Source organism: Streptomyces murinus (assembly GCF_002154555.1).
Classification (GTDB): domain Bacteria; phylum Actinomycetota; class Actinomycetes; order Streptomycetales; family Streptomycetaceae; genus Streptomyces; species Streptomyces murinus.
The window spans coordinates 1-12,066 of the sequence record NZ_MUNF01000324.1 but is presented as its reverse complement, the minus strand read 5'-3'; the positions used below and the strand labels follow the sequence as shown (position 1 = coordinate 12,066).

Genomic DNA, 12,066 nt, shown 5'->3' with positions numbered 1-12,066 from the left:
CCGCGGCGCCGCCGCCCGCGCACGGGCCATCGCCACCTGGGCCGCGGTCGGCGCGGGCGGCGGCGCCGCGGGCGGACTCGTCGGCGGGGTCCTGGTGGACGTGCTGTCCTGGCGCTGGGTGCTGCTGATCAATGTGCCGGTCGGCGCGGTCGTACTGGCCGGCTCGCTGCGCTGGCTGGTGGAGAGCCGCGCCGGGGACCGCCGCCGCCTCGACCTGCCCGGCGCGCTGCTGGTCACCGCCGGTCTGGGCACGCTGGCGTACGGCATCTCGCGCACCCAGGAGAGGGGCTGGACCGACCCGGCGAGCCTGCTGCCACTGGCCGCCGGGGTGCTGCTGATCGCCCTGTTCCTGCTGGTCGAGGCGCGGACCCCGGCCCCGCTGATGCCGCTCGGACTGCTGCGGCGGCGCCCGGTGGCCTCGGCGAACGCGGCGATGCTGGTGTCCGGTTCGGCGATGTTCTGCATGTGGTACTTCATGACGCTGTACGCGCAGAACGTGCTCGGCTACTCCCCGCTGGCGGCCGGTGCCGCGCTGGTGCCCAGCTCGCTCGCCGTGATCATCGGCTCCAAGACGGCGCCGAGGCTGATGCGGACGGCGGGGCCGCGCCTCGTGGCGGTGCTCGGCACGCTGATCGGCGCGAGCGGATTCGCCTGGCAGTCCACGATGAGCGCGCACGAGGCGTACGTCACCGCGATCATGTGCCCGGGCATCCTGATGATGCTGGGCGGCGGTCTGGCGATGACCCCGCTGGCCGCGCTGGCGACCTCGGGGGCGGCGGTCGGCGAGGCCGGGGTGGTCTCGGGCCTGGTCAACACCTCGCGCACGATGGGCGGTTCGCTCGGTCTCGCGGTGATGTCGACCATCGCCGCGTCCGGCACGGGCACCGGCACCGGGCCCCAGGCCCTGACCGACGGCTACGCGCTGGCCTTCCGCGCCTCCACGGCGGTACTGCTGGGCGGGGCGGTGCTGATGGCCCTGTGGCTGCCGCGCCATCTGCCGCAGAAGTGACCGTCCGCCGGGGCCGTTCGCGCGGCGGGGCCCGCGATCGCTCCTGCCGCGGGCCGGGCGACCGCTCCTGCCAGGGGCCGGGCGATCGCTCCTGCCGCGGGCCGGGCGGCGGCCGTCCGTACCGCCGCTCTCCCGGCCACCCCCGGCGCCGTTCTCACAACCACCCCTGCTGACGGGCCTCCCGCACCGCCTCCGCGCGGTTGCGGGTGCCGGTCTTGCCGATGGCCGAGGACAGGTAGTTGCGCACGGTGGACTCGGACAGATGCAGCCGGCCCGCGACATCGGCGACAGTCGCCCCGTCCACGGACGCCGTCAGCACCTCGCGTTCGCGCGGGGTGAGCGGATTCGGCCCGGCGCTGAGCGCGGCCGTCGCCAGCGCCGGATCGACCACGGTCTCCCCGGCCAGCACCCGCCGCACCGCCGCCGCCAGCTCCTCCACCGGCCCGTCCTTGACCAGGAACCCGGCCGCCCCGGCCTCCAGCGCCCGGCGCAGATACCCCGGCCGCCCGAAGGTCGTCAGGATCAGCACCCGGCAGCCCGGCGCCCGCGCCCGCAGCTCCTCCGCCGCGTCGAGCCCGCTCATTCCGGGCAGCTCGATGTCCAGCAGCGCGACATCCGGCTCGTGCCGGAGCACGGCGGCCACGACGGCGTCCCCCGCGGCCACCTGCGCCACGACCTCGATGTCCGCCTCCATCCCGAGCAACAGGGCGAGCGCACCGCGCATCATGCCCTGGTCCTCGGCGAGGAGAACCCGGATCGCCCCCCGGGGTGTCTCGTTCATGGGGTCAGCGTACGGCCGACCGCCTCACGAAGGATCCGGCGCCGCCGGCCGGGCCGTCGCCGGCTCCTGCGCCACCAGCGGGAGTTCCGCCGTCACCGTGAAGCCGCCGCGTGCTGCGGGGCCCGCCGTGAGGGAGCCGCCCGCGGCGGCCAGGCGTTCGGTGAGGCCCGTGAGGCCGGTGCCGCCGATGCCCGGGGCGGAGCGGCTGATCGGGGTGCCGGAGCCGTCGTCGGTGACCGTCAGCCGGACGCGTTCCGCGGTGCCGGTCACGGCGATCTCGCAGCGACCCGCGTCGCTGTGCCGGATCACATTGGTGACCGCCTCCCGGACCACCCAGCCCAGCAGGGCCTCCGTCTGCGGCGCGAGCGCGGTGCCGGACCGGCGGAAGACCGGCTCGACGCCCGCCGCCGTCAACGCCGAGCGCGCGCGGTCCAGTTCGGTCGCCAGACTGCCCTCGCGATAGCCGGTGACCGCCTCCCGGATCTCGGTCAGCGCCTGCCGGCCCACCGACTCGATGTCCGTGATCTGGCCCAGCGCCGCGTCCATGTCGCGCGGCGCCAGCCGACGGGCCGCCTCCGACTTCACCACGATCACCGACAGGGTGTGGCCCAGCAGATCGTGCAGATCACGGGAGAAGCGCGCCCGCTCCTCCTCCACCGCGCGCCGGGCCAGTTCCTCACGGGCGGCACGCAACTCCCGTACCGCCTCGGACAGTCCGAGGATCGCGGCGGTCACCATGGTGGAAAGGAACGTGGCGTACCCGATGTTCGTCGCGTCCGACCAGTCGCCGCGCACCCCGGACAGCGCGGCCGCGTAGACCGCCAGCAGGATCCCCGAGCGGCCCAGCCACGGTCCGCGCAGCGCGGCGCCCGTGGCCAGGCCGAGCAGCGGGAAGAACATCAGCCAGTTGCCGCCGTAGCCGACCGCGAGACCCGTGGTCAGCAGGCCCATCAGCAGCAGCGCCACCCGGGCGCGCGGCTCCTCGCGCCTGGTCCGGTCGAAGGAGCGGAAGGTGACGTAGATGTACAGGGTGTTGAAGGCGAACAGACCCAGCCCGCCGACCAGCGGGTCCGGGGTCCGCCCCTGGAGCAGATTGGCGAAGGCCCCCATCCCCATCAGCAGCCAGGGCAGCAGCGCGAAGCCGGTGGGCGGCGGCCCGGGATCGCTGAGGGCCGGTGTCTCGCCCCGCTTCCGGGCGGCCCGCGAGGCGGCCTTGAACCGCTCGTTCTCCGCCTTCCAGCGCTCCAGATCCGCCTTCCACTCCAGCCGCGCCGCCTGCCAGGCCCGCGCCTGGCACCGCACCTTCCGCCATCCCGACATATCTTCGTTCCCCCAGGTCAGACGGTTCCCGCCCGGCGGCGGTACGACAGCACAGCGTACGTTCCGAACACCAGCAGCCAGCCCGTCAGTATGGTGATCGCACCGCCCCCGGGGGCGTGCCCGTCCGCGACCGCGCCGCCCAGCTCGGCGAACCGGTTGGTCGGCGTGTACCCCGAGACCGACCGCAGCCACCCGGGGAACAGCGTGGTCGGGAACCACAGCCCGCCCAGCACGGCCAGGCCCAGATTGCACACCATGTTGGCCACGCCCGTGGCGGGACCGGTCAGCCGGTAGCCGTTGCCGAGACCCAGCAGCGTGAACGGCACCGAGCCCAGCCACAGCAGCAGCGCGACCGCCGCCCACTGCCACACCGCGAGCCGCACCCCGTTGACCAGGCCGCCCGCCGCCAGCACGGCGACGATCGAGGGCAGCACCGTCACCACACCGGTCAGCGTCCGCCCGGTCACCACCTCGCGCGGGGTCATCGGCGTCACCCGCAGCTGCCGCAGCCAGCCCACCGCGCGGTCCTCGGCGACCGCGCCGCCGGTGTTCAGGGCGGAGCCGACGGCGCCGTACGCCGCCATGCCGACCATCGCCGCCGTACGCCATGTCCCGTCGTTCTCACCGATGTTGGTGAACAGCAGGTACATCATGACGGGCATCAGGATCCCGCCGATCACAAATCCCAGGTCGCGCAGGGTGCGACGGATCTCCAGCCGGACGTAGTCGAGCATCACAGGGCCTTCACGGTGTCGAGGGGAACGGATACCTGGTCGTTCGAGCCGACGCCGTGCTCCGTCGAGGAGGTCAGCGCCAGGAACGCGTCGTCCAGCGAGGCCGGAGCCACCTCCAGCCGCCGGATCGCGCCCAGTTCGGCCAGGGCGATCACCGTCGCGTCGGAGTCGTCCGTGCGCAGCCGGACCCGGTCGCCGGCCACCTCCAGGGAGCGCACGCCGGGCAGTAGGGCGAGGTCGTCCGGGGTGCGGCCGGCGAGGTCGACCGAGACCAGGCTGCCGCCCGCGGCCCGCCGCAGCTCCTCGCCCGTGCCGTCCGCGACGATCCGGCCCCGGTCCATCACCACGATCCGGTCGGCGAAGGAGTCCGCCTCCTCCAGATAGTGGGTGGAGAAGAGCACGGTGTGCCCGCGCCGGGCGTACCCGCGCATCGACTCCCAGAACACATGCCGCGCCTCCACGTCCAGCGCCGCCGTCGGCTCGTCGAGGACCAGCAGCGAGGGGTCGCCCGCCAGCGCCACCGCGAACCGGACCCGCTGCACCTGCCCGCCGGACAGCCGGTCCACCCGGCGCCCGGCCAGCGCGGCGATCCCGGCCAGCTCCAGGGCCCGGGAGACCGGCATCGGCGCCGGATAGCGCGAGGCCACGAAGCCGACCAGCTCGCCCACGGTGACCCGGGGCACCGGCCGGGCGTCCTGGAGCATCGCGCCCACCCGGCCGGCCCGCACCGCGCGCTCCGGCTCGGACCCGAACAGCTCCACCCGGCCGGCGTCCGGCGGGTACAGCCCCAGCAGCATCCCGATGGTGGTCGACTTGCCGGCGCCGTTGCGGCCCAGCAGGGCCACGGTCTCACCGCGCCCGATCCTCAGGTCCACCCCGTCCACGGCGCGCACGGACCCGAACGCGCGGACCGCCCCCGTGAAGGACACGGCGATGGTGTCCTCGCCCCTGTCCTTGCCCCTGTCCTCGTCCCTCTGTGTCATGCCTACGACGGTAGAAGCCGGACCCGGTACCCCGGCAGACGCAGTTGTACGGACTCGGGCAGTACAAATGTCACGGGCCCCACGGCGAGCTGACGTACCGTCAGGAGCCTTCACAACTGCGGAGGGCTGGGCTATACAGGGGGCGCCGGACTGGAACGCGTTCTAGGCCCGTCGACCGTGCGGCGCACTCCCGTCGGCCGTACGGCGTTCCGCGTCCGCCCGTGGCGACCTCGGCGCGGCCGACGGTGCGGACGACCGCGCCGAGGTCTCGATACCTCTTTGGAGCCCCATGCCCATCGACGCAGCCAAGGCCCTCGCCGCCGAACCCCGCTCGGGTGAGATCACCTGGACCGCCAAGGACGTCCAGCTCTACCACCTGGGCATCGGCGCGGGCCGCCCCGCCACCGACCCGGACGAGCTGCGCTACACACTGGAGTCCCGGCTGCATGTGTTGCCGAGCTTCGCCACCGTCGCGGGCGCCGGCAAGCCCGGGGTGACCGGCGGGCTGTCCATGCCGGGCGTCGACGTCGATCTGGCCAGGGTGCTGCACGGCGGACAGACCCTGCGGGTGCACCGGCCCATACCGGCCCGGGGCAGCGCCACCGCCACATCGCGTATCGCGGCGGTGTACGACAAGGGCAAGGCCGCCGTCCTGGTGCTGCGCACCGAAGTCAGCGACGCCGAAGGCCCGTTGTGGACCAATGACGCGCAGATCTTCGTCCGGGGTGAGGGCGGCTGGGGCGGCGACCGGGGCCCCTCGGCCCGCCTGCCGGAACCGGGCGGCGAGCCGGACCGTACCGTCGAGCGCCCGGTCCGCCCCGACCAGGCCCTGCTCTACCGGCTCTCCGGCGACCTCAACCCGCTGCACGCGGACCCCGAGTTCGCCAAGCTCGCCGGGTTCGACCGGCCCATCCTGCACGGACTGTGCACCTACGGCATGACGCTCAAGGCCGTGGTCGACACCCTCCTCGACGGCGATGTGGGCCGGGTCCGGTCGTACACCACCCGGTTCGCGGGCGTCGTCTTCCCGGGCGAGACCCTGCGCATCCGCATGTGGCTTGAGGCGGCCGACCGGGTGCGGGTCGCCGTCGCCGCCGCCGAACGGGACGACGCGCCGGTGCTCGCGGACACCGTCGTGGAGCACTCCTGAACCCGGTACCGCCAGTACCACCTGTATCGCCAATACCGCCTGTATCGCCCAGCACCGCCTGTATCGAGGGGAGTCACGGCATGCGCGCAGCCGTACTGCACGAGATCGGCCAGGACAAGCTCGACGTCCTCGACGACATCGAGGCGGCCGGATTTGGCCCGGGCAAGGTCCGTATCAGGGTGCGGGCCACCGGGCTGTGCCACTCGGACCTGTCCGCGATGAACGGCGTACTGCCCCAGCCCGCGCCCTTCGTACCGGGCCATGAGGGCGCGGGCGAGGTGCTCGAAGTCGGCGAGGGCGTACGGCACTTGAAGCCGGGCGACCGGGTGGTCGTCTGCTGGCTGCCCGCCTGCGGCGCCTGCCCGGCGTGCCGGCGCGGCCAGACCGAGCTGTGCCTGGCCGGGTTCATGAACGCGGGCACCCCCAACTTCCGCCGCCCCGGCGGCGATGTCTTCGGCTTCGCGGGCATCGGCACCTTCGCCGAGGAGGTCGTCCTGGACGCCGGCTGCGCCGTCCCGCTCCCGGACGACGTGCCGTACGACATCGCCGCCCTGATCGGCTGCGGTGTCACCACCGGACTCGGCGCCGCCCTCAACACCGCCGATCTGGCGGCCGGTTCATCGGTCGCCGTCATCGGCTGCGGAGGCGTCGGCATCTCCGCAATCCAGGGGGCGCGGCTGAAGGGCGCCGCCGAGATCGTCGCCGTCGACCCGGTGGCCGCCCGCCGCGAGGCCGCCCTCGGGTTCGGCGCCACCAGGGCCGTGTCCCCCGACGGACTGGCCGAGGCCAGGCAGCAGGTCACCGGCGGCGAGGGCTTCGATTACGTCTTCGAGGTCGTCGGCAGATCCGCGACCGCCCGTACCGCCTACGAGAACACCCGGCGCGGCGGCACCCTCGTGGTCGTCGGCGCCGGAGCCATGGACGACTTCCTCCAACTCAACATGTTCGAGCTGTTCTTCGACGAGAAGCGCATCCTGCCGTCCCTCTACGGCGGCGGGGACGTGGTCCGTTCCTACGAGCGCGCCATCGCCCTGTGGCGGGCCGGCCGGATCGACCTGGCCGGGCTGATCACCCACCGGGTACCGCTCGCCGCGGTCAACGAGGCACTGGACCAGATGCGTACCGGGACCGCCCTGCGTACGTGCATCGAGATCTGAGGAACGCCGCCCATGACACTGCCACTTCAGGGGCTGTCCGCCGTCGTCACCGGGGCCGGGCGCGGGCTCGGCCGGGTCGAGGCCCTCGAACTCGCCCGCCTCGGCGCGGCCGTCGTCGTCAATGACTACGGCCGCCCGGGCCGGGACGGGACCGGGGACGCCTCGGCCGGACCCGCCGAACAGGTCGTCGCCGAGATCCGCGACACCCTCGGCGGCACCGCCCTCGCCCACACCGGGGACGTCGCCGACTCCGAACAGGCGGGAGAACTCGTAGAGTTGGCGATCGGCGCGTTCGGCAAGCTGGACATCCTCGTCAACAACGCGGGCATCCTGCGCGACCGCATGATCTTCTCCATGACCGAGGACGAGTGGGACTCGGTGCTCCGCGTCCATCTCAAGGGGCACTTCAACACCACCCGCTTCGCCGCCGCGCACTGGCGCCGGCGCGCCAAGGCCGCCGGGGAACCGGTCTACGGGCGGATCATCAACACCTCCTCGGAAGCCTTCCTCGCCGGATCCGCCGGACAGCCCAACTACGCGGCCGCCAAGGGCGGGATCGTCGGCCTCACCACCTCCACGGCCCTCGCCCTGGCCAAGTACGGCGTCACCGCCAACGCCATCTGCCCGCGCGCCCGCACCCGGATGACCGAGGACGTCTTCGCGGGCCTGACGGCGCCGGACGAGGGCCTCGATCCGCTCGCCCCCGAGCATGTCGCCCCGCTCGTCGGCTACTTGGCCGCACCGGCCGCCGCCCGCGTCAACGGACAGCTGCTCGTGGTGCACGGCGGCATGGTGGCGATCGTCGAACGGCCCAGGGTCCGGGAGCAGTTCGACAGCAAACAGGAGACGTTCACCTACGACGAACTCGACGCGCTGCTCACCCCGCACTACGCGCGGCGGCCGCCTGAGGAGACATTCGCGGCGGCGGAGGTGCTGGCCCTGAAGCGCGGGCGGTAGCGCCCGGGACACGGAAAGCAGGAAGAGGGGGCACCCTTGCGGGTACCCCCTCTTCCGTTCACTGCCTTCAGGCAGCCGCCTCGGTGGTCTCCTCAGCGGCCCTGCGGTGCCGGCCGTGCGGAGACGTGTCGGTCTCCGTGGCCGAGACCGGGCCCCGGTGCCGGCCGTGGCCGGCGTCTTCCAGAGAGTCGGCAGACAGCTGCTTTGTCGTGCTGGTGTCGCTCATTGGACGTATTCACCCCGTCAACATCATCTTTCGTACAGCCGGAGGAGTGTAACCGGCACACCACGGGCCGAATCCAGGCGCACACGCCAACCGGCACTAGTTCGTTACAAGACGTCCCAGAGGTGCCTGCGCCAAGGGCACAGGACGCGGCGCCGCCGGTTCCGCGGCGCCCGGACCGGCCGCCTCGGCGATCTCCTCGGCGGGCGCACCGGCGGCCGCACTGGCGGGCGCGTCGGCGGCCGTGGCGGCGACCGGGTCCGCGCCGCCCGGCCGCAGGCGCGGTCCGGCCGGGTCCGTACCGACCGCCCGGTTCCGCGGCTCACCCGCGGGCGCCCGCAGCTCGGCCACCCCGCACGGTGTCTCCCGGGTGGCGTACGGCAGCCGCAGCACCCCCTCCGGGGTCCACAGCCCCGACCCCGTCAACCAGCCCTTGGGCGCGGCGAGATGCCGTACCCGCCGCTCGGCCGGCCGCCAGATGCCCACCCAGGTGCCCACCGGCCCCTCGATGCGCAGCGCCACCGCGCAGTTCTCCGGCTCCAGCACCTGCCCCGGCTGGATCGCGAACGGCACCGCCGTGCACTCCGGCAGCCGCAGCGAGGTGGGGAAGCGCACCGGCAGCGTGGAACCGAGGACGCCCCAGCCCAATCGTTCCTGCCCCGGCGAGGGCGCGTCGGAGGAGATCAGCAGCAGCCCGCTGTCCGGGTCGGCCATGAGCAGCCGGTCGTCGCTGCCCGGTGTGATCTGGAGCAGTGGGGTCACCTCGCCCAGCTCCAGGTCGACCACGACCGTCTTGACGCGCCCCTCCAGCTCCCGGTCCAGCGCCAGCAGCCGCCCGGTGCGGTCCAGCCAGACCCCGCCCGAGCAGCGCCCCGGCACCTCCACCAGCCGCTTGGGCCCGCCCGAACCGCCCGCCACCTGCCACACCGAGCTGCTCCGGGAGCCGACCGTGACGGCGTACGCCCGCGTGCCCCCCGGCGCCGGGGGCAGCAGATCGAGCCGGACCCCGGGCCCGGCGCACTCCATGGCGCCCAGCGGCAGCTCCCCGGTGCCGGGCCCGGTCGGATACAGCAGCGCGAAGAGGTGCCGTACCCCCGCCCGCCGGTGGATCAGGACCCGTCCGTCGCCCAGCGGCTGCAGCTCGGTGCCGGGCTCCTCCGGCTGGTTGCCGGGCAGCGGCACCGCGTACGGCTCCGGGCCGTCCAGCGTCCAGCGCTCCGGGAACCAGGAGTCACCGTCCCGCGTGAGCCGCGCGGCGTACGCGCCGTCCGCCGTGAGTACGCAACCGCGCTCCGGGGAGCGGTCGTCCGTACCGACGGACGGGGATTCGATTGCACAGGCCGTCATCGTTCGGTCACCTCCGGCGACGAAGCTAGGTCTGAACGCACGGCCGTGCGGGGGGCCGACCACCGCTTCACACATACGGGTGGCGCAGAAGCGATTCCTCTGAGGAGCCGGGCATGACTGTGCTGCGGGCGGCCGGGAGGGGCGGACGCGGTACGGCCCCGCCGAACAGCCAGGTAGCCTTTCACCGTGCCCCGTCTGTCTGAAGTCATCGCCGCGCTGGAGAACCTGTGGCCCGCTGAGCGGGCCGAGTCCTGGGACGCGGTCGGCACGGTCGTGGGCGACCCCGACCAGGAGGTCACCCGGGTCCTGTTCGCCGTCGACCCCGTCCAGGAGATCGTCGACGAGGCCGTGCGGCTCGGCGCCGACCTGCTGGTCACCCACCATCCGCTCTATCTGCGCGGCACGACCACGGTCGCGGCCTCGCACTTCAAGGGCCGGGTCGTGCACACGCTGATCAAGAACGACATCGCGCTGCACGTCGCCCACACCAACGCCGACACCGCCGACCCGGGTGTCTCCGACGCCCTCGCGGGCGCGCTCGACGTCCGTGTCGTACGCCCCCTCGTGCCGGACCCCACCGACCCGAACGGGCGGCGGGGCCTCGGCCGGGTGTGCGAGCTCGATCATCCGCTCACCCTGCGGGAACTGGCCGCACGCGCCGCCGAGCGGCTGCCCGCCACCGCGCAGGGCATCCGGGTGGCCGGCGACCCCGACACCGTCGTCCGCACCCTCGCGGTCAGCGGCGGCTCCGGCGACAGCCTCTTCGACCAGGTGCGCGCGGCCGGTGCGGACGCCTTCCTCACCGCCGACCTGCGCCACCACCCGGCCTCCGAGGCCGTCGCGCGGTCCCCGCTCGCGCTGCTCGACGCGGCGCACTGGGCCACCGAGTGGCCCTGGTGCGAGCAGGCCGCCGGCCAGCTCGACGAGATCTCCGACCGCCACGGCTGGGACCTGCGGGTCCATGTCTCCACGACGGTCACCGACCCCTGGACCGCCCACGCGGCGTCCTCCGTCACCACTAAATAATGGGAGCCCCCAACTGAACGCCGCGCCCGCCGACCAGATCCGACTCCTCGACGTCCAGGCCCTCGACGTCCGCCTCCAGCAGCTCGCGCACAAGCGGAGGTCGCTGCCCGAGCACGCCGAGATCGAGACGCTGAACAAGGACCTCACCCAGCTGCGCGACCTGCTCGTGGCCGCGCAGACCGAGGAGAGCGACTGCGCCCGCGAGCAGACCAAGGCCGAGCAGGACGTCGACCAGGTGCGCCAGCGCGCCACCCGCGACCAGCAGCGCCTGGACTCCGGCGCGGTCACCTCGCCGAAGGACCTGGCCAACCTCCAGCACGAGATCGTCTCGCTCGCCAAGCGGCAGGGTGACCTGGAGGACGTCGTCCTGGAGGTCATGGAGCGCCGCGAGTCCGCGCAGGAGCGGGTGAACGAGCTGACCGAGCGGGTCGCCTCCGTCCAGTCGAAGATCGACGACGCGACCGGCCGCCGGGACGCCGCGTTCGAGGAGATCGACCGCGAGGCCGCGTCCGTCACCAAGGAGCGCGAGGTCGTCGCGGGCTCCGTCCCGGCGGACCTGCTCAAGCTGTACGACAAGCTGCGCGCGCAGCAGGGCGGCATCGGCGCGGCCAAGCTGTACGCCCGCACCTGCCAGGGCTGCCGCCAGGAGCTGGCCATCACCGAGCTGAACGAGGTCCGCTCGGCCGCCCCCGACACCGTGGTGCGCTGCGAGAACTGCCGCCGGATCCTGGTGCGTACGGCCGAGTCCGGGCTGTAAGGGGCATACGGCGTGCGGGAGTTCATCGTCGAGGCGGACGGCGGTTCCCGGGGCAACCCGGGGCCCGCGGGCTACGGCGCGGTGGTCTGCGACGCGGCGACGGGCCAGACGCTGCTGGAGGCGGCCGAGTACATCGGCGTCGCCACCAACAATGTCGCCGAGTACCGGGGCCTGCTGGCCGGCCTGCGCGCCGCCCACACCCTGGACCCCGCCGCCACCGTCCATGTCCGCATGGACTCCAAGCTGGTCATCGAGCAGATGTCCGGCCGCTGGAAGATCAAACACCCCTCGATGAAGCCCCTGGCGACGGAGGCCCGGACCGTCTTCCCGCCGGACCGGGTGACGTACGAGTGGATCCCCCGCGCCGAGAACAAACACGCCGACCGCCTGGCGAACGAGGCGATGGACGCGGGGGCGCGGGGGGAGCAGTGGAGCCCGGGGGACTCGGTGGCGGAACTGGAGGCCGGCCCGATCGCTACGGCCGCCGCAGCCGCCGGCAGCAGTGCCGCCGCTGCGGGCACGCCTGCCGTCGTGGCCGCGGGCCATCAGGACGCACCCGGCACCACCACGCGGGGCTGGACCTCGGCCCCCGACCTCGGCGCACCCGCCACCCTCGTCCTCC

At 73.6% G+C, this 12,066-nt stretch carries 12 protein-coding genes; 7 read left to right on the top strand and 5 right to left on the bottom strand.

What is annotated here, in order from left to right; all coding sequences use genetic code 11:
- The coding region (locus CCN72_RS20155; RefSeq protein ID WP_086808730.1) for an MFS transporter at window positions 1-1,009 on the top strand (1,009 nt) is incomplete at its 5' end.
- Window positions 1,010-1,163: 154 nt separating this feature from the next.
- On the opposite strand, the gene CCN72_RS20150 is transcribed toward CCN72_RS20155, so the two are convergent.
- The 4 genes from CCN72_RS20150 to CCN72_RS20135 are packed head-to-tail and all read right to left on the bottom strand — an operon-like array spanning window position 1,164 to window position 4,827.
- On the bottom strand, window positions 1,164-1,790 hold the full coding sequence (locus tag CCN72_RS20150; protein WP_086808729.1) for a response regulator transcription factor: 627 nt from the start codon (window positions 1,788-1,790) through the stop codon (window positions 1,164-1,166).
- 24 nt (window positions 1,791-1,814) lie between these two features.
- Window positions 1,815-3,110, bottom strand: a complete 1,296-nt coding sequence (locus CCN72_RS20145) for a sensor histidine kinase (protein ID WP_086808728.1) — start codon at window positions 3,108-3,110, stop codon at window positions 1,815-1,817.
- Window positions 3,111-3,127: 17 nt separating this feature from the next.
- A complete protein-coding gene (locus tag CCN72_RS20140) occupies window positions 3,128-3,844 on the bottom strand; it encodes an ABC transporter permease (protein WP_086808727.1) in 717 nt (238 codons plus the stop codon).
- Entirely contained in the window at window positions 3,844-4,827 is a 984-nt protein-coding gene (locus CCN72_RS20135; RefSeq protein WP_086808726.1) for an ABC transporter ATP-binding protein, read from the bottom strand. Before CCN72_RS20135 ends, CCN72_RS20140 begins: the two co-directional genes overlap by 1 nt.
- Before the next feature lie 289 nt (window positions 4,828-5,116).
- Between CCN72_RS20135 and CCN72_RS20130 the strand changes: the two genes are divergently transcribed.
- From CCN72_RS20130 to CCN72_RS20120, 3 genes are all read left to right on the top strand, one after another.
- The gene (locus CCN72_RS20130) at window positions 5,117-5,977 is read left to right on the top strand and encodes a MaoC/PaaZ C-terminal domain-containing protein (RefSeq protein ID WP_086808725.1); all 861 of its coding nucleotides are present in this window, start codon (window positions 5,117-5,119) and stop codon (window positions 5,975-5,977) included.
- Between the two features lie 80 nt (window positions 5,978-6,057).
- The gene (locus CCN72_RS20125; protein WP_086808724.1) at window positions 6,058-7,134 is read left to right on the top strand and encodes a Zn-dependent alcohol dehydrogenase; all 1,077 of its coding nucleotides are present in this window, start codon (window positions 6,058-6,060) and stop codon (window positions 7,132-7,134) included.
- A gap of 12 nt (window positions 7,135-7,146) precedes the next feature.
- Window positions 7,147-8,091: a 3-oxoacyl-ACP reductase gene (locus CCN72_RS20120; RefSeq protein ID WP_086808723.1), complete on the top strand. Its 945-nt coding sequence runs from the start codon at window positions 7,147-7,149 to the stop codon at window positions 8,089-8,091.
- A gap of 322 nt (window positions 8,092-8,413) precedes the next feature.
- Here the strand turns inward: CCN72_RS20120 and CCN72_RS20110 are convergent, their stop codons facing one another.
- The gene (locus CCN72_RS20110; RefSeq protein ID WP_086808721.1) at window positions 8,414-9,661 is read right to left on the bottom strand and encodes a hypothetical protein; all 1,248 of its coding nucleotides are present in this window, start codon (window positions 9,659-9,661) and stop codon (window positions 8,414-8,416) included.
- A gap of 186 nt (window positions 9,662-9,847) precedes the next feature.
- On the opposite strand from CCN72_RS20110, the gene CCN72_RS20105 reads away from it, so the two are divergent.
- From CCN72_RS20105 to CCN72_RS20095, 3 genes are all read left to right on the top strand, one after another.
- Entirely contained in the window at window positions 9,848-10,687 is an 840-nt protein-coding gene (locus CCN72_RS20105) for a Nif3-like dinuclear metal center hexameric protein (RefSeq protein ID WP_085564479.1), read from the top strand.
- 13 nt (window positions 10,688-10,700) lie between these two features.
- The gene (locus CCN72_RS20100; protein WP_078967394.1) at window positions 10,701-11,444 is read left to right on the top strand and encodes a zinc ribbon domain-containing protein; all 744 of its coding nucleotides are present in this window, start codon (window positions 10,701-10,703) and stop codon (window positions 11,442-11,444) included.
- Between the two features lie 12 nt (window positions 11,445-11,456).
- On the top strand, window positions 11,457-12,066 hold a 610-nt coding region (locus CCN72_RS20095), incomplete at its 3' end, for a reverse transcriptase-like protein (RefSeq protein WP_143664143.1).

Bases quoted from the DNA above. Each gene is read 5' to 3' on its own strand.
- CCN72_RS20150 (WP_086808729.1), bottom strand. From the start codon at position 1,790: ATGAACGAGACACCCCGGGGGGCGATCCGGGTTCTCCTCGCCGAGGAC.
- CCN72_RS20145 (WP_086808728.1), bottom strand. From the start codon at position 3,110: ATGTCGGGATGGCGGAAGGTGCGGTGCCAGGCGCGGGCCTGGCAGGCG.
- CCN72_RS20140 (WP_086808727.1), bottom strand. From the start codon at position 3,844: ATGCTCGACTACGTCCGGCTGGAGATCCGTCGCACCCTGCGCGACCTG.
- CCN72_RS20135 (WP_086808726.1), bottom strand. From the start codon at position 4,827: ATGACACAGAGGGACGAGGACAGGGGCAAGGACAGGGGCGAGGACACC.
- CCN72_RS20130 (WP_086808725.1), top strand. From the start codon at position 5,117: ATGCCCATCGACGCAGCCAAGGCCCTCGCCGCCGAACCCCGCTCGGGT.
- CCN72_RS20125 (WP_086808724.1), top strand. From the start codon at position 6,058: ATGCGCGCAGCCGTACTGCACGAGATCGGCCAGGACAAGCTCGACGTC.
- CCN72_RS20120 (WP_086808723.1), top strand. From the start codon at position 7,147: ATGACACTGCCACTTCAGGGGCTGTCCGCCGTCGTCACCGGGGCCGGG.
- CCN72_RS20110 (WP_086808721.1), bottom strand. From the start codon at position 9,661: ATGACGGCCTGTGCAATCGAATCCCCGTCCGTCGGTACGGACGACCGC.